Here is a 16,502-nt window from a genome sequence, read left to right as displayed (position 1 = left end):
TCGAGAAAGAGTGAAGAGCAAAAGCGGAGCGTGTCAGGCGCTGCGCGTTTCCTGCCTGACGATGCGGCTCCTGCGCCCGTCGATGCCCGTGGGCACGTCGCCATGCACCGTCGCGCGGCGCACGACGCGATGCGCGTCGCCGTAATCGGCCACGGCATAGTGCTGGGTCGCGCGGTTGTCCCAGATCGCGACGTCGCCTTGCGTCCAGCGCCAGCGCACCGTGTTCTCCAGCCGCGTGACGTGGTCGTGGAAGAGTTCGATCAGGCGATCCGAATCGCGCTGCGACAAGCCGATGAAGCGCTGCACGAAGTGCCCGAGCACGAGCGTGCGCTCGCCCGTTTCCGGATGCACGCGCACGACGGGATGCTCCGTTTCGTAGAGCGTCGAGGTGAACTGCTTGCGATACTCGCGCTCGGTTTCGGTGTCGGGCGCGTGACGTGTCGCCGCATAGTCGTAGGTGTTCGAATGCAGCGCCCACAGCTTGTCGGCGAGATCGCGCAGGGCTTCGGGGAGATTTGCGTATGCGGCGGCGGTGTTGGCCCACACCGTGTCGCCGCCTGCGGGCGGAATCACCACGCCGCGCAGAATCGAGATCTTCGGATAGGCATCGACGAACGTGACGTCCGTATGCCAGGAGTTCGCGCGCGTGCCGTGCTTCGAATCGAGTTCGAGCAGGCGGCTTCCGCTCGACAGCGACGGCACGGTCGGATGCGCGACGGTCTCGCCGAAGCGCGCGGCGAAGGCTTCCTGCGCGGCGTCGTCGAGATGCGACTGGCCGCGGAAAAACAGCACTTTATGTTCGAGCAGCGCCTGGTTGATCGCGGCGATCGCGGCGGCGTCGAGATCGGCGGAAAGCGTCACGCCGCGCACTTCCGCACCGATGCGACCGCCTATCGGGCGCACCTGGAACGGTTCGTTCGACGTGACGGGGGCAAGCGTGGAATCGGCGGCGAGCGTGGGGATATCGGACATCGAAAATCTCCGTTGGTATGCGTTTGTCGGATGCAGGCCGCAGTGAATGCGACGGAATCATTGAAGCATCGACAGGACGCCCGACCAACGAAGCGTTTCGACTAAGCTTTAAAGCGCTCAGCGAGATATGTATTGCTGCAGGCCCGCGATGCTTTGCTGCAGTTCCGCTTCCAGGCGCGCCATCAGTTCGGCTGCGGGCAATTCGCGCACGAGCGCGGCCGCCTGTCCTGCCCATTGCGCGCCGTAACCGAATTCGCCTTTCGCTTTGGCGGCGGCATGCAGCGACTTGCCCGCATCGTAGGTGATGGGATAGGCGGGAATCGCGGGCGCCTCTCCGCCACGCCCCAGTTCGGTGAACTTGTTGACGAGGCCGCGCGCGCTGCGGCCCGAGATTGCCGCGGTGAATGTGGTGTGGTTCGCCGCGTCGCCGAGAATGGCGCGACGATACCCTTCATCGATCGACGTCTCCGTGCACGGCACGAACGCCGTGCCGAGTTGCGCGGCCTGCGCGCCGAGCGCCAGCGCCGCCGCGATGCCCGCGCCATCCATGATGCCGCCCGCCGCGATCACCGGCACATCGAATTTGCTTGCAAGCAGGCGCGTGAGCGCGAAGGTGCCGAGGTTGTCATCGTCGGCTTGAGGGTCGAAGATGCCGCGATGCCCGCCCGCTTCGATGCCCTGCGCAACGATCGCATCCATGCCCGCCGCCACGAGTTGCTCCGCCTCACGCACGTTAGTTGCAGATGCAATCAGTTTGATGCCGGCCCCACGCAACGCATCGATATATTCCTTCGACGGCAGGCCGAAGTGAAAGCTCACGATAGCCGGCTTCTCGTCGACGAACACGTCGAGCATGGCCTTATCGACGACGAAGCTCGTGTAGATCTCGCTCAGCTTCGCGGGCGGCGTCGCGCCGTATTGCGCGAATACGGGCGCGAGCCATTCGGTCCACGCCTTCTCGACGGCAGCGTCGGCGCTGGCGGGCGCATGACAGAACACGTTGATGTTGAACGGCTTGCTGGTGAGCTCGCGCGTCTCGCGGATGACCTTGCGCGCGCCCTGCGCGTTCATCGCGCCGACGCCGAGCGAGCCGAGGCCGCCCGCATTCGATACGGCCGCCGCGAGCGCGGGCGTGCTCACGCCTGCCATCGGCGCCTGAATGATCGGCGTCTCGATGCCGAGTAACGAGGTCAATGCGTTCTTGCTCATGGATATGCATCCTTTAAACATTGCGTGATTCAACGCTTCGCGAGCCTCTCGACGACGAAGTCGACGAAAGCCCGCACGCGCGACGACAAATGCCTGCCATGCGGATACAGCAGGATGAACGGTCTGCTGCAGCCGCCGAACTCGCGCAGCACTTCGGTGAGCGTGCCCGCGCGCAATTCGTTTTCGACGGTGAAGCGGTAGGTCTGAAATAGGCCCGCGCCGTGGCACGCGAGCGGAATGCCCGCGAGCGCGTCGCCGGACGTGCCGTAGCCGCCTTGCGTCGTGATCTCCACCGGTTCGCCGTTCTGCATGAATAGCCACGGCACGGGGCGTCCGGTGCTCGGCATCTCGAACTGAATGCACTCGTGTTCGAGCAGGTCCTCGATGCTTTTCGGCGTGCCAGTGCGCTTCAGATAAGCCGGTGTGCCCACGACGACCAGCTCCGCATCCTCCAGCTTGCGCGCGATCAGTCCGGAATCGCGCGGCGCGCGGCCGCGTATCGCCAGATCGAAACCTTCATCGGCGAAGTCGATGTTGCGGTTGCTCAGATGCGCTTCGACGGTCACATCGGGATAACGCGTTCGGAACTCCGCGAGAATCGGCAGCATGCGATAGTGGCCGTAAGGCGTCGGCATGCTGATGCGCAGCACGCCCTTCGGCGTCGTCTGCTGGCCGGTGGCTTCGCGTTCCGCTTCCGCAAGACGATTGAGCGCGTCGCGGCATTGCTCGAAGTAGCGGCGGCCCGCATCGGTCAGTCGAATCTGGCGCGTCGTGCGCACGAAAAGCCGCACGTCCAGGCGTTTTTCGAGCCGCGCGACGGAGCGGCTCACCGCCGCGGGCGTGACGCTCGCCGCGGTTGCCGCCAGCGTGAAGCTGCCCAGCTCCGCCGCGAGGCAGAAGAGTTCGATGCTGCCGAGAAGGAGATCGTCGAATTGCCGCTGCATGTCGAATGGCTTCGCGTCGTTTTCGGTGCATCTTCCGCGCTTGCGGACGCACGGTCAACCGACGCCAGTTCATTTGAGTTGTGACGCACGGGAACAGATCGATCGCGATGGCCCCAAAAACAATCGCCCGCTTCTTCCACACGGGAAAAAGCGGGCGACATTCATGCGCTTGTGTATGCCTTACTTCGCGGTCGGCATCGCGAATTCCGCGCCCTTCTCCGTGCTCTCGGGCCAGCGCTGCATGATCGACTTCTGCTTCGTGTAAAAGCGCACGCCTTCCTCGCCGTACGCATGCATGTCGCCGAAGAGACTGCGCTTCCAGCCGCCGAAGCCGTGCCATGCCATCGGCACCGGGATCGGCACGTTGATGCCGACCATGCCCACTTCGATGCGTCGGCCGAATTCGCGGGCGATGTGACCATCGCTCGTATAGCAGGCGACGCCGTTGCCAAACTCGTGTTCATTGACGAGCTCGACCGCTTCGCCGAAGTCCTTCACGCGCACGCACGCGAGCACCGGGCCGAAGATCTCTTCCTTGTAGATACGCATTTCCGGCGTGACGTGATCGAACAGCGTGCCGCCCGTGAAGAAGCCGTCTTCATGGCCCGGCACCTTGTAGCCGCGTCCATCGACGACGAGCTTCGCGCCTTCGTCGACACCCAGCGCGATGTAGCCTTCGATGCGCTCCAGAGCCTGGCGCGTGACGATCGGACCCATCTCCGCGTCGGACTCCATGCCGTTCCTGATCTTGAGCTGCTGCGCGCGCTCGGCGAGCATCGGCACGATCTTGTCGGCGACATCGCCCACGAGCACCGCAACCGAGATCGCCATGCAGCGCTCGCCCGCCGAACCGTAGCCCGCGCCGATCAAGGCATCGACGGCCTGCTCGATATCCGCGTCGGGCATCACGACCATGTGATTCTTCGCGCCGCCGAGCGCCTGCACGCGCTTGCCGTGCTTCGCGCCCGTCTCGTAGATGTAATTCGCGATCGGCGTCGAGCCGACGAAGCTGATCGCCTTCACTTGCGGATGCGTGAGCAGCGCATCGACGACGACCTTGTCGCCCTGCACGACGTTGAAGATGCCATCGGGCAGACCGGCCTGCTTCAGCAGATCGGCCATGAACAACGACGCCGACGGATCGCGCTCGCTCGGCTTCAGGATGAACGCGTTGCCCGCCGCGATCGCGACCGGGAACATCCAGCACGGCACCATGCACGGGAAGTTGAACGGCGTGATGCCCGCGACGATGCCGAGCGGCTGGCGCGTCGTCCAGTTGTCCATGCCGGTCGAAACCTGTTCGGTGTAATCGCCCTTCAGCAGTTGCGGAATGCCGCACGCGAATTCGATCACGTCGATGCCGCGCGACACCTCGCCCTGCGCATCCGAAAACACCTTGCCGTGCTCGGCGGTGATGATCGCGGCGAGTTCGTCGCGATGCTTGTTCATGAGTTCGAGGAACTTGAGCATGACGCGCGCGCGGCGGATCGGCGGCATGTCGCGCCAGGCCGGAAACGCGGCTTTCGCGCTCGCGACGGCTGCATCGACATCGGCGGCTTCGCCCAGCACGAGCTTGCGCGGACGCTCGCCCGTCGCCGGATTGAACACCGGCTGCGTGCGCGTGGCCGAACCGTGCGTGCGCTCACCGTGAATGTAATGAACCACGTCGGCCGTATCGTTGAACGCTTGCATCTCGACTCCTCTCACTGATTGTTTGGCGATGGACACAGTGTAGGAACGGTCGCGCTCCGTGCAAAGGCGCTATGATTGAACTCATTGTTTATATTGGCAAACAATCGGCTGATGGACGAGCAAAAGATCGAAGGTCTCTGGACCCATTTGCACTGGCTGACCGTGCTCGCCGAGCAAGGCAGCTACACGGCGGCGGCGGCGCGCCTGAACGTATCGAAAGCGGCGATGAGCCAGCGCATCGCGGAGCTGGAGCGCGCGGCGGGCGTGCCGCTCGTCACGCGCACCACGCGCAGCGTGCGCTTCACGGAGGCGGGCCGCAGACTCGTCGACGATACGCGCGGGCAGTACGAGCGCATCGCGTCGAGTTTCCTGAGCGTGAAGGAAATGGCGGGCGTGGCGCGCGGCCTGATCCGCGTGACCGCGCCGATGGCTTTTTCGCGGCAGCAACTCGTGCCGCGCATGTCGGGATTTCTGCATGCGCATCCTGATGTGCGGGTGCAACTGGAGGCGTCGGACAAACTGAGTTCGATCGCGACGGAAGGCTTCGATCTCGCGGTTCGGCACAGCGCGCAAGTGCCGGATACGCATGTCGCGTGGAAGCTGTGCGATACCTATTCGGTGATCGTCGCGACGCGCGCGTATCTGAAGCGGCGCGGCACGCCCGCGACGCCCAACGATCTCGCCACGCACGATTGCCTCGTCTATCCGCGCCCGCAGGCGTCGAGCATCTGGTCGTTTCAGCGAAAGGGCGGGCGCAAGAGTTCGACCGGGCCTTATACGCTCGCGGTGAACGGGCCATTCGCGGCGAACAACAGCGAGGTTTTGCGCGATGCCGCGCTCGACGATCTCGGCATCGCGCTGCTGCCTGATTTCACCGCGCAGGCCGCCGTGCAGGCGGGCAAGCTCGTCGTGCTGTTGCCGGAGTGGCGTCCGGTCGGCGCATTCGCCGATCAGCTATTCGTGGTGCGGCCTTATGCGCCGCATGTGCCGCGCGCGGTCGCGCTTTTCATCGGATATTTGCGCGAGACCTTTGCGGGCGGGTTTCCGCTTTAGATCGAACTTCCGTAAACGGCAAAACGCGCCCGCTTGCATGCGGGCGCGTTCCGTTATACCCCTTGCTGCTTAGTGATGCGCGAATGTCGGGAACACGTCGGCTTGAATCGGATTCACGCGAGCGCCCGATTGCGCCGAACCTTCCGTCGCGCCGCCGAACGCGGTTTGTGCCGCGCCGTTTTGCGCTGCGACGCGTGCTTCGGCGGCCTGAACGTCAGCCGGATACTTCGAGTCGCTGATCACGCCGGGGTTATAGCCGGCCTTTTCCAGTTGCACGATTTGCTCGCGAACTTCCGCGCGCGTCAAAGGTTGATTCGATTGCGCGAACGACGCGACCGGAGCGGCAAAAGCGAGAGCGACCGCTGCGATACCGATGAGCTTGTTCATGATGCTTTCCTCCGTACAGAAGTTTTTGAATTGCCGCTTACGTTGCTTTGTTTTGCTCGTTCGCGACCGTTGAAGAGAGTTTAGGTATCGCACGATCTAGGGTAAATACCTAAACGGCGAAATCACTTTTGGCGAAAAGCTGACTAATCCGGGCGCGAGACAAGCACGCGTGCGCACGTCGCGCCGACGACAGGCCAATTTCTGGCAGCAAGATTGCAGGCAGGCGTCGCGATCGGTTCCTTGAAGCGACCAGCTTGGGCTACGCTGCCTGTCTTTGGATGCCGCCGATGCGGCGACCAATGCCTCGCGAATCCGCCTATAACCGAGGACAGAGCGGCCACCTTAATCAACTCAAAGTACGAACGATCGTTTAAGATCTTTCGCTCTTTCAGCATCGCCATTCGTGCGTTACGCTAAATCCGCATTGACATATTCCTCGTTCCTAGAACTCTCGTTACCACGAGATTTCATCGCATAGCATGAGGCTCATGGCCGACGACATCTTTATACGCATCGACGGTATACAGGGTGAATCGCAGGACCCGATTCACCCTGGTGAAATTCAAGTCAGTTCATGGAATTGGAGCATTCACCAAGACGCTGCATATCTATCAGGTTCAGGCGGCGGCGCACCCAAAGCCAAAGTTGGAGACCTCACGTTCATACATGCCATCGACCGCGCCACTCCGAACCTCGCATCCCATTGCTTTCACGGCAGGCGTATTCGTCAGGCAAGGCTGACGCTACGCAAAGCAGGCGGCGTACCGTTCGAGTATTTTCGAATGGTAATGAGCGACGTGGTTATTACTCACGTCGGTCCGGCAAGTGGAGGCAATATGGCGATTGAAACGGTCAGCCTTTCCTTTTCGTCGATCAAACAGGAGTATTTCCCGCAAAGCACGACCGGGGGCGCTATGGGCGCGGTGACCGGCATGATTGATCTGCGGCAATTCCGTCAGTGCGAAAGTTAATGAACTACAAGAGCCTCATTGACGACGGCGAACTGCCTTTTAATCGCTACAGTTATGGCAACCTGCACGACCTCACGAAGGAAGAACTCCATCTATGCATTCTCGTTGAGGTCATCTGCACGCACTTTGATGCTGCCAATGTTATCGGAGTGTTCGGGATGGTTCTCGGCGCGCCGATGCTCAGCACACGCACTAAACCCGGAGGCGCGATCGCTGGCACGTCGCTCGCTTCCGAGATTTGTCGTGAGTTACTGGACGTCAGAGTTCATCGACGGCTTCCTACCCTCGTGGGATTCTTCTCGATTCGCGTCAGGTACGTAACGCACATCGGCGCATTCGTCGGCAGGTGGGTGCCGTGGATCGCAGTACCAATCATGGCTTATGACCTTGTCGCTATCGAGATGAAGGTCATATTGCGCTATAACGCGCTTGTCCGGCAGGAGGATCGAATCAATGACGCAACCGTCGGCACTCTCGGCTGACCTCGAGGCGCTTGTCCTTAAGCACGGTCACAAGTCGAAACATCAGCCGCTCATGCTCAGCGACCGGATAGACCAAGACCTCGAAATGGCGCCGGAGGCAGCGGCGGATTTGGTTACGGATTTCTTTGAACGCTTCGCGATTGATCCCGGCGATTTCGACTTCAATCGATACTTTCCGTGGCAGGGAATCAGGATTCCGTTTCTCACAAAATGGCTGCTCAAGGTTTGGGGCGTCGTCGATTATGGACAATCGGAGCCGCTAACACTCGGCATGTTTCAGCGCGCCATAGAGTTGGGCAAGTGGGACACCGTCGAATTGCGGTCGTTGTGTGTCGCAGCATCGTGAGCCGCAGGAATCGCCTATAACCAAGAACAGAGCGGCCGCTTTAACCGACTCATAGCACGAACGATCGTTTATTCAGGGGAATGACCTTGAACCAGATCCTTGTGATCGGCGCAGGCTTCGCCGGTCTGTGGAGCGCGCTGTCGGCGGCGCGCAAGCTCGACGAGCTCGGTCGCACCGATGAAGCCGAAGTCGCCATCGTCAATCCGGTGCCCTTTCACAGCGTCCGGGTGCGCAATTACGAGCAGCCGCTCGACCCGACACTCGTGCAGCTCGACACCGTGCTCGGGCCCGCGGGCGTGCGGCTGATCCAGGCGAAGGCGACCGATATCGACAGCGCGAGCCGTCGCGTGACGATCGAGCGCGACGGCGCGTCCGAATCGCTCGATTACGACCGGCTGATTCTCGCGGCGGGCAGCGTGCTCGTGCGCCCGCCGATACCAGGCCTCGACCACTTCTCGTTCGATGTCGATACCTACGCGGGCGCGTGCAAGCTGCAGGCGCATCTGCTGACGCTGCCCGCACTGCCCGATACGCCGGGCCGCTATACGGCGGTCGTCGTCGGCGCGGGGTTGACGGGCATCGAGCTCGCGGCGGAACTGCCCGCGCGGCTGCGCGAGATCGTCGCGGAAGGCGATCGCGGCAAGGTGCGCGTCGTGCTCGCGGATCGTTCGGCGAAGATCGGGCAATCGATGGGCGGCGCGCAGCATGTCATTGAAGGCGCGTTGCAGACGCTCGAAGTCGAGACGCGGGCCGGCGTATCGCTGGAATCGCTCGACGGCCAGGGCGTGACGCTCCACGACGGCGCCACGAGCGAGCGCATCGAAGCCGCGACGGTCGTCTGGTGCGGCGGCATGCATGCGAATGCGCTCGCGGCGCAACTGCCGGTCACGCTCGATCCGCTCGGCCGCGTGCCGGTCGATGCGTTCCTGCGCGTGGAAGGCGTGCCGGGCGTGTTCGCGGCGGGCGATTGCGCGCGCGTGCTGATCGACGGCACGCGGCCATCGGTGATGTCGTGCCAGCATGGCCGGCCGATGGGACGTTACGCGGGCAACAACGCCGTCTGCGATCTCTTCGGAATGGAGATGCTGCCGCTATCGATCGACTGGTACACGACCATCTGCGATCTCGGGCCGTGGGGCGCGGTGTACACGGAAGGATGGGACAGGAAGCTCGTCGCCGAAGGCGAGACGGCGAAGGCGACCAAGCGCACGATCAACGGCGAGCGCATCTATCCGCCGAAAAGCGGCACGCGCGAGGATCTCTTTCGGGCGGCGGCGCCTGTCGTGCAAACGCCGCCGCCAACCGAACGCGGATAAGCGCCGAAGAATCAGGCCTTCTTGACGGACGCGTTGTAGATTTCGTCGATCGACTGTTCGAGCGTCTTGTCGAACTCGCTGTCGCTCATCGACTTCTTCAGCTCGTTGATGAGCGCGCGCGAGAAGCTCGCGATCATGCCGTGGTTCTGCTCCAGCTTCTTGCACGCGTCGCTGCGCGTATAGCCGCCCGACAGCGCGACGACACGCACGACACGCGGATGCTCGATCAGCGGACGATAGAAATCCGCCTCGTCGGGGATGGTCAGCTTGATCATCACCTTGCTCGATTCCGGCAGCGCGTCGAGGCCCTTGAGCAATTCGTCGCGCAGAATTTTTTCCGCGCCCTTCTTGTCCGGGCTCTTGATCGAGACTTCAGGTTCGAGAATCGGCACGAGGCCATGCTTGATGATCTGCGCGCCCACTTCGAACTGCTGCTTCGCCACCGCCGCGATGCCCTTTTCATCGGCCTGATGAATCACCGAGCGCATCTTCGTGCCGAACACGCCGAGCTTCACGGCGCGCGCGAGCAGATCGTCGAGGCCGGAGATCGGCTTCATCACCTGCACGCCATCGGCTTCCGTTTCGAGGCCCTTGTCGACCTTCAGGAACGGCACGATGCCACGGTCTTCCCACAGGAACGTGGGGACCGGTTTGCCTTCCGCTTCGCCGTCCATAGTGCGCTCGAATAGAATTGCACCGATCACCTTGTCTCCCGTGAACGAAGGCGCGGTCATGATGCGCACGCGCATTTCATGCATCAGCTTGAACATTTCGGCGTCGCCGTTGTAGGCGTCATCCGGAATTCCGTATTGCCTTAGCGCGCCGGGCGTCGAACCACCGCTCTGATCCAGAGCAGCAATGAAACCATCCTTCTCAGCCATTTGCGCGAGCATCTTTTCGTTAGCCACGAACATTTCCTCCTCGAAGTTCAAACTCCGGACCTGCGCGCATGCATAGTCCGGGCTTATGGTTCAGCTTCCTCAAGTGTAATGGTTTTGGCGGGCGCTCAAGTCGTGCAAATCCGCCATTCGTGCGCAAAGGGGGCGCGAATGGGTTCGGGCCGTGCGTTGACGCACGGCCTGCGATAGAAAAGATCAGGAAGCGGCGGAATTGAGATCGCCCGCGTTGCCGGATCGCCAGATAAAGTTCAGGGCGCGGCGAAGAACCGATGGCGCGCGTGCGAAGTCTTCGGGCTGCGGCATTTGCGCATGATCGTTCGATGATTCCGCTATCGCTTCGCCGACCGGCGAAGGTTCGGCTTCGATCACGTCGGGCTCGGGAAGCGGAACGTGCTTTTCACGCGCATCGGCGCAACGCTGATTGAGCACGCGGCGCATCTCGGGGTCGTCGATGAGCGCTTGCGCGGTCGCCATGCCGCGCTCGAACTGCAACGCATAAGCGATGTCGGTGAAGTCCTCATGGCGGCCGCTATCGGCCAGTTCGAACGCCAGCTCGAGCGTGCGCCGGCGTTTCCATGCATCGAGATCGTCTTGGCCCATGCTCACGGATGTCCTCTTCTTCGCGATGAGGTGCCGAAGATGTTAGCCCGCGCCAAACGTTTTTCCGTTGTCGCGTCACAACAAGCAGATCAAAAGCGCGCATGAAATCGTACAAAAAGCGCTTGCCTAAAGCACTGGATTCGCGATAGTCCTCGCTTGACAAGCCCCACGCAAGGTATTTAATTCACTCAGCCGCCGCTTTGAAGAATGGTGGACGGCCGCCGACATCTCCTGTCTGCGCTGTGAAGCAGTCCCGACGTATTGGATGTTCGCTCCAGGTGGAGCGCGATGTGCCTTTATCGGAGCCGCGTCATGTACCCGCTTTCAGGAAGTCCGGCACGTGTTGCCGCTCTCGCGCTCTCGTGCGCGCTCGCCGCATCCGTCGCCGCGTGCGGCGGGTCGGATTCGAACAATACGTCCGTCCCCGACGCCATCACCCAGATCATGAAGAAGCCCATGTATCAGGGCTCGACGTGGGCGCTGCGCGTCGTCGACCTGAACTCGGGCGATCTCATCTACGACATGAATTCGAACGCACAGGTGTATGTCGCATCGGTGCGCAAGGTGTTTTCGCTCGGCGCGGCGCTCGATCAGTACGGCGCGGATCATCAGTTCCAGACGCCGGTATATCGACTCGGCACCGTGGATGCGACCGGCACGCTCAACGGCAATCTCGTGCTCGTCGCGAGCGGCGATCTCGCGATGGGCGGCCGCACGAATCCCGACGGCACGCTTGCCTGGACGAACTTCGACCACAACGAGGCGAACAGTCTGGGCAACGCGCAGATCACCGCGCCCGATCCGCTCGCGGGCTACAACTCGCTCGCGGCGCAGGTGGCGGCGGCGGGCATCAAGAAGATCAACGGCGAGGTCGTGATCGACGATCGCCTTTTCGATCCCTTCGATTTCCGCGACGAATTCGACCTGCGGCCGATCTTTGTGAACGACGATGTGGTCGACACGATCATCGGTCAGGGCAGCGCGGGTTCGGCGTCGCCGGTGGATTACCGGCCGAAGTCATCGGCGTTCACCGTTCAGTCCACGCTGACGACGGGCGCGGCGGGCACGCCCGCGACGATCACCGTCACGCCAACCGACCCGACCTGCTTCGGCACGCTGCCCTGCGGCGGCGTGCTGAGCGGCTCGATTCCGGCGGATTACGTGCCGCCGATCGTCCCCAGCTTCCCGGTGATCCGCACGTTTCGCGTCACGCAGCCGTCGAACTATGCGCGCACGGTGCTCATCGAGGCGCTCGCGCGCGCGGGCGTCACGGTGACGGCAACGGCCGTCGAGAACAACCCGGTGCAACTGCTGCCCGCGAAGAACTCGTACTCCGCCGATACGCGCGTCGCGCAACTCACGTCGCAACCGTACGGCGAATATTCGAAGTGGATTTTGAAGGTCAGCTACAACATCGGCGCGGACACGAGCCTGATGCTGTTCGGCGTCGCGAACAACGGCTCGACCACGCTGAACGCGGCGCTCGCCGCGGAGAGCGCGAAGCTGTCGGCCGCGCCGTTCAGTGTGCCGATGACCCAGACGCATTTCATCGACGGCAGCGGCGGTGGCGAAACCACGGCGACGCCGCTCGCGGTCATCGCGATGCTGCGCGCGATGAACGGCCGTCCGGCCTTCCCGGCGTATGTGGATTCGATGCCGTTTCTCGGCGTCGACGGCTCGCTCGCGAGTACGACCGACTTCGAAAACGATCCGACGCTCGCGGGCGCGAAAGGCAAGGTCTACGCGAAAACGGGCACTTACGCGACCGGCACCGAACTGCCGAACGGTCAGGTGCAAACGACGCTCAAGGGGCAGGCGCTTGCGGGCTATATCGACGCGAAGAGCGGACGGCGCCTCGCGTTTGCGCTGATGGTGAACAACGTGCCGATCGCCAACGTGCCCGACATCCTCAACGTGTTCAACGACCAGGGCACGATCGCGGCGAATATCTGGAAGCTGCAATAAGCCGCGTTCGCTTCACCACGCGCCGGCGAACGCCAGCACCGCGCGATTGAACGCGCCGGGGCTGGCGGCGTTCATCCCGTGCGATGCGCCCGCGATCGTCTGACGCTCGGCGAACTCGATCCACTCCTCCAGCTTCTCGACGTTGTTGCGGAACATGCGCGGACTCTTCTGCCCGTCGATGAGCAGCGTGCGGCACTTGATGTCGCGCGCCGCCTCGCGCGTGTAGGCGGGCAAGGGATCGCGGAATTGCCTGGGCAGCGTGAGCGCGTTGTCGAGCGCCATGCGACGGAAGCTCTCCGTGCTCTTCTTCCAGAAGCCCGGCATGCTGACCGAATCCACGAACAGTTCCAGCCCACGATCGAACTCGCCCTGTTCGATCAGTTCGGCCACGCGTGCGCGCAATGCGTTGGTCGCGGGCGGCAGCGTGGCGGGCACGGGCTGCGGCGTCGTTTGCAGCGGGCCGCCCGGATCGGCGAGCGTGAGCGTCTTCACGAGCCGCGGATACTCGCGCGCCAGATGAAACGCGATACAGCCGCCGCGCGAATGCCCGACGAGATGCACCGGCGCGAGATCGAGCGATACGATGAACTCGGCCGTTTCCGCGACGTGCGTTTCCCAGCCGAATTCGCCTTGCACGAAGGCATCGACGGCGGGCCAGTAATGCGAAAGGCTCGGCGCGATGCAACGAAACTGCTTCGCAAGCGGCAGAATCTGCGCGTTCCAGTAGCGGTAGTCGCACAGCGACCCATGCACGAACACGAGCGGCTCGCCCTCGCCGCACTCGATATACGGCACCGAAACCCCCGACGCCGTCGTGGCGAACGACGGTTCGGGCAAGCCTTGCACGGCGGTGAGGACGGAAAGATCGGTTCGCGCGTTCATGAATAAGCTCCTTGGATGCGACTATGCGCCGCGCCGAAGCAAAAGAAAAACGCATAATTTTGATAGAATCGTTCAGATTTTCTGATACCAAACGGTCGTTCACCCATGAAAGCGCTGGATCTGGATGTCCTCTCGATGATCGTCGCCGTTGCGGATACGGGCAACATCAGCCGCGCGGCGGAGCTGGTGCATCGCTCGCAATCGGCGGTGAGCATGCAGATCAAGACGCTGGAAACCGCGCTCGGCAAGCCGCTTTTCGTGCGCAAGCCGCGCAGCGTGGTGCCGACGCAGGACGGCGAGGTGCTGCTCACCTACGCGCGCCGCATGATCGCGCTGCGCGACGAGGCGTGGGCGGCGGTCGTGCGGCCGGATGTGACGGGGCGCGTGGTGATCGGCGTGCCGGACGATTACGCGTCGTCGCTGTTTCCGCCGATCCTCAAGAAATTTTCGGCGACATATCCGAAGGTCGAGATTCAGGTGGTCGGCCTGCCGAGCCTCGCGCTCGCGCCGATGGTGAAGGACGGCTCGGTCGATCTCGTCTGCGCGACGCGCGTGAAGGGCTTATCCGGCGAATTTCTGCGCCATGAGCCGATGGTCTGGGCCGCCGCGCCCGGCGAAACCGAAATCTGGAAGGAGCGGCCCTTGCCGATCGCGGTGTTTCTGCCGGGCAGCGTCGCTCGCGAGAACGCGATCCGGAGTCTCGAACGCGCGCGTATCGGCTATCGCACGTCGTATGAAAGCCCGAGCCTGCTCGGTCTCTTGACGATGGCCGAAGCGGGCCTCGCCGTGACGCCGCTCGCAAAATGCGCGGTGCCGTCGCACTTCACGCTGCTCGGGCCGGCGCAAGGTCTGCCGGATATCGGCACGCTCGAAGTGGTGCTCGCGCGCAGCGCGGCGTCGAAACGGCCGCCTTGCGACTTTCTCGCCGAGCGCATCATGGCCGAATTGCGGCGCTGATTTCCGCCTCGATCGCGCGGATGCGGCGCGAGGTCCACGCGCGCAGCATGCCGTTCGATGCGACCATCGGCAACGATGCAGCCATGATCCGATACACGTCGTTGCGCCGGACCTTCGAGATTTTGTCGGGATCGAGCCATGCATCGTTGCGCGCGAGCAGCACGAGCGTGTCGAGGCCGATCATGATCGGCCAGAGACAGGCGAGCCGCAGACGGATGGCGCCCGATGGAATCGCGAGCGTGTAATCGACCGCATCGCGAAACAGCGCGAGCGACGTGCGCAGCAATTCGAAGAGCACGGGCCGCGCGCGCGCCGACGATTCCGGCCGCAACAGATCCTGCGGCGTGAGACCGTGACGCGCGAGCATCGATTCGGGCAGATAGCAGCGGCCGATGCGCAGATCGCGCGCGCAATCGCGCAGCACGTTGGTCATCTGCAGCGCCTTGCCGAAGCGCACGCCGAGCGCGAGCATCGTATCGGGCGCAGCCTTGAGCGTGCCGGGCATATGCGCGTACGTCATCTTCGTCCAGAACTCGCCGACGCAGCCCGCGACGAGATACGTGTAGCGGTCCAGCTCTTCGAATTCCTTCAGTGCGACGATCTCGCCCGATGTCTCGTCGGGGAACGTGCGCAGATCGAACTCCATGCCGGTGCTGAGCGTCGTGACGATATCGCGAACCGCGGCCTGATCCTGCGCACCCAGTTGCGGCAGGATCGCGAGAGCGTCGCGCAGGCTTTCGAGCAACGCGCGCTCGTCGGGCTGCGCCTGCTGCCCCGCGACTTCACCCGCGATGCGCGCGAGCGCGCCGTCGTCGGGTGCGCCGTTGATTTGCGCGCGCAGCGAAAGCAATAGTTCCAGACGACGTTGCGGTGAGATCAGCGATGTATCCGCGATCGTATCGGCGGCGCGCGCCAGCAGATACGCAAGCCCGATGGGATCGCGCATGCCCGTCGGCAGAATGCGCAGCGTGAGGTAGAACGACCGCGACACGCGCTTGAGAAGCGGGCCCAGCAAAAAGGCCCGGGGCGAATTGTTCATGACTTGAAGGATGGCTTCGGCTTGAGGCGCGATGATCGCGCGCCGCAGCATTGTATCCGTCCAGAGTCAATGACGATGCGCGTGCTTCTTGTGGTGTCGCGGATGAGGCGCGATGCGCAGCATGATGCGTTCGGGCGCGCGCGACGTCGACGCGAGCGCGATGGGTCGATCGACCGGTTCGAGGATCACCTGGGCGCTTCCCGATCGTTGCAGACCGAGTTCGACGGCCGCCGCGAACGACACATCGATCATGCGGCCCTTCGTGAACGGACCGCGATCGTTGATGCGCACGACGACCGACCTCGTCTTCGCGAGATTGCTGACGCGCACATACGAGCCGAGCGGCAAAGTGCGATGCGCCGCCGTGAACGCGTGCATGTCGTAGCGTTCACCGCTGGCCGTTCTGCGCCCCTGAAATTTCTTGCTGTAATACGACGCCCAGCCAATCTTCGGAACGGTCTTCGTCGTGGCGTCGCGGTAGTCGAGCGGCTGGGCATCGAGGGAGCGACGTTCGTGAGTGCGCATCGAATCGGCGATGCGCGCGCCTTCGGTCAGCACCGACGGCGTGCCCGCTTCCTTCGGCGCGTCGTGCGGATGAACGGCGCATCCGCCGAGCGTCGCGCACGCGCCGGAAGCCGCGATGGCGGCCACGCCGGCCGCCTGCCATTGGATGATGGGTCCGTTGTCCTGCATAAGCGAGTCTCTCCATGAAATGCCGACGCATTCCATCGACTCGCACACAACGTCTGCCTCGGTTCGAAGTTGACCTGTGCGGCGAAGATATGACT

The 16,502-nt window shown here is 63.1% G+C and carries 17 protein-coding genes; 7 read left to right on the top strand and 10 right to left on the bottom strand.

The window, feature by feature from the left end; genetic code table 11:
- Positions 1–33 precede the first annotated feature (33 nt).
- From PQR08_RS01995 to PQR08_RS01980, 4 genes are all read right to left on the bottom strand, one after another.
- Positions 34–972: a TauD/TfdA dioxygenase family protein gene (locus PQR08_RS01995; RefSeq protein ID WP_250485627.1), complete on the bottom strand. Its 939-nt coding sequence runs from the start codon at positions 970–972 to the stop codon at positions 34–36.
- A gap of 117 nt (positions 973–1,089) precedes the next feature.
- Positions 1,090–2,181 carry an NAD(P)H-dependent flavin oxidoreductase gene (locus tag PQR08_RS01990; protein ID WP_250485628.1) on the bottom strand — a complete coding sequence of 364 codons (1,092 nt, stop codon included), beginning with the start codon at positions 2,179–2,181 and terminating at the stop codon, positions 1,090–1,092.
- 29 nt (positions 2,182–2,210) lie between these two features.
- Entirely contained in the window at positions 2,211–3,125 is a 915-nt protein-coding gene (locus PQR08_RS01985; RefSeq protein WP_250485629.1) for a LysR family transcriptional regulator, read from the bottom strand.
- Between the two features lie 180 nt (positions 3,126–3,305).
- The gene (locus PQR08_RS01980) at positions 3,306–4,817 is read right to left on the bottom strand and encodes a CoA-acylating methylmalonate-semialdehyde dehydrogenase (RefSeq protein ID WP_187603888.1); all 1,512 of its coding nucleotides are present in this window, start codon (positions 4,815–4,817) and stop codon (positions 3,306–3,308) included.
- 111 nt (positions 4,818–4,928) lie between these two features.
- Here PQR08_RS01980 and PQR08_RS01975 point away from each other — a divergent pair, with 111 nt between their 5' ends.
- The gene (locus tag PQR08_RS01975) at positions 4,929–5,870 is read left to right on the top strand and encodes a LysR family transcriptional regulator (RefSeq protein WP_035504481.1); all 942 of its coding nucleotides are present in this window, start codon (positions 4,929–4,931) and stop codon (positions 5,868–5,870) included.
- Positions 5,871–5,939: 69 nt separating this feature from the next.
- On the opposite strand, the gene PQR08_RS01970 is transcribed toward PQR08_RS01975, so the two are convergent.
- Entirely contained in the window at positions 5,940–6,257 is a 318-nt protein-coding gene (locus tag PQR08_RS01970; RefSeq protein ID WP_250485630.1) for a DUF4148 domain-containing protein, read from the bottom strand.
- A 488-nt stretch (positions 6,258–6,745) separates the two neighbouring features.
- Between PQR08_RS01970 and PQR08_RS01965 the strand changes: the two genes are divergently transcribed.
- The 4 genes from PQR08_RS01965 (at position 6,746) to PQR08_RS01950 (ending at position 9,372) form a co-directional block, all read left to right on the top strand.
- Positions 6,746–7,228 (top strand): Hcp family type VI secretion system effector, encoded by a 483-nt coding sequence (locus PQR08_RS01965; RefSeq protein ID WP_250485631.1) that lies wholly within the window; start codon positions 6,746–6,748, stop codon positions 7,226–7,228.
- On the top strand, positions 7,228–7,710 hold the full coding sequence (locus PQR08_RS01960) for an STM2901 family protein (RefSeq protein ID WP_250485632.1): 483 nt from the start codon (positions 7,228–7,230) through the stop codon (positions 7,708–7,710). Before PQR08_RS01965 ends, PQR08_RS01960 begins: the two co-directional genes overlap by 1 nt.
- A complete protein-coding gene (locus PQR08_RS01955) occupies positions 7,682–8,056 on the top strand; it encodes a DUF1493 family protein (protein ID WP_250485634.1) in 375 nt (124 codons plus the stop codon). Before PQR08_RS01960 ends, PQR08_RS01955 begins: the two co-directional genes overlap by 29 nt.
- Positions 8,057–8,142: 86 nt before the next feature.
- The gene (locus PQR08_RS01950) at positions 8,143–9,372 is read left to right on the top strand and encodes an NAD(P)/FAD-dependent oxidoreductase (RefSeq protein ID WP_250485636.1); all 1,230 of its coding nucleotides are present in this window, start codon (positions 8,143–8,145) and stop codon (positions 9,370–9,372) included.
- An 11-nt stretch (positions 9,373–9,383) separates the two neighbouring features.
- Here PQR08_RS01950 and PQR08_RS01945 read toward each other — a convergent pair whose 3' ends face one another.
- Both PQR08_RS01945 and PQR08_RS01940 read right to left on the bottom strand, forming a co-directional pair.
- Positions 9,384–10,280 (bottom strand): fructose bisphosphate aldolase, encoded by an 897-nt coding sequence (locus PQR08_RS01945; RefSeq protein ID WP_035504521.1) that lies wholly within the window; start codon positions 10,278–10,280, stop codon positions 9,384–9,386.
- 186 nt (positions 10,281–10,466) lie between these two features.
- Positions 10,467–10,871 (bottom strand): hypothetical protein, encoded by a 405-nt coding sequence (locus tag PQR08_RS01940; RefSeq protein WP_250485718.1) that lies wholly within the window; start codon positions 10,869–10,871, stop codon positions 10,467–10,469.
- Positions 10,872–11,183: 312 nt separating this feature from the next.
- On the opposite strand from PQR08_RS01940, the gene PQR08_RS01935 reads away from it, so the two are divergent.
- Entirely contained in the window at positions 11,184–12,836 is a 1,653-nt protein-coding gene (locus tag PQR08_RS01935) for a D-alanyl-D-alanine carboxypeptidase/D-alanyl-D-alanine-endopeptidase (RefSeq protein ID WP_250485637.1), read from the top strand.
- 12 nt (positions 12,837–12,848) lie between these two features.
- Here PQR08_RS01935 and PQR08_RS01930 read toward each other — a convergent pair whose 3' ends face one another.
- On the bottom strand, positions 12,849–13,718 hold the full coding sequence (locus tag PQR08_RS01930) for an alpha/beta fold hydrolase (protein ID WP_250485638.1): 870 nt from the start codon (positions 13,716–13,718) through the stop codon (positions 12,849–12,851).
- 105 nt (positions 13,719–13,823) lie between these two features.
- Here PQR08_RS01930 and PQR08_RS01925 point away from each other — a divergent pair, with 105 nt between their 5' ends.
- Positions 13,824–14,675: a LysR substrate-binding domain-containing protein gene (locus tag PQR08_RS01925; protein ID WP_035504475.1), complete on the top strand. Its 852-nt coding sequence runs from the start codon at positions 13,824–13,826 to the stop codon at positions 14,673–14,675.
- Here the strand turns inward: PQR08_RS01925 and PQR08_RS01920 are convergent.
- Together PQR08_RS01920 and PQR08_RS01915 are read right to left on the bottom strand one after the other, a co-directional pair.
- Positions 14,653–15,714: a phytoene/squalene synthase family protein gene (locus PQR08_RS01920; RefSeq protein WP_250485639.1), complete on the bottom strand. Its 1,062-nt coding sequence runs from the start codon at positions 15,712–15,714 to the stop codon at positions 14,653–14,655. The genes PQR08_RS01925 and PQR08_RS01920 overlap by 23 nt on opposite strands.
- Before the next feature lie 66 nt (positions 15,715–15,780).
- Complete coding sequence (locus PQR08_RS01915; protein WP_250485640.1) at positions 15,781–16,407, bottom strand: septal ring lytic transglycosylase RlpA family protein; 627 nt, start codon at positions 16,405–16,407, stop codon at positions 15,781–15,783.
- Positions 16,408–16,502 lie beyond the last annotated feature (95 nt).

The organism is Caballeronia jiangsuensis (genome assembly GCF_046030135.1).
In the GTDB taxonomy this organism is placed as follows: Bacteria; Pseudomonadota; Gammaproteobacteria; order Burkholderiales; family Burkholderiaceae; genus Caballeronia; species Caballeronia jiangsuensis.
Note: the sequence above shows the minus strand (reverse complement) of the source record. Positions and strands in the feature narration are given on the sequence as shown.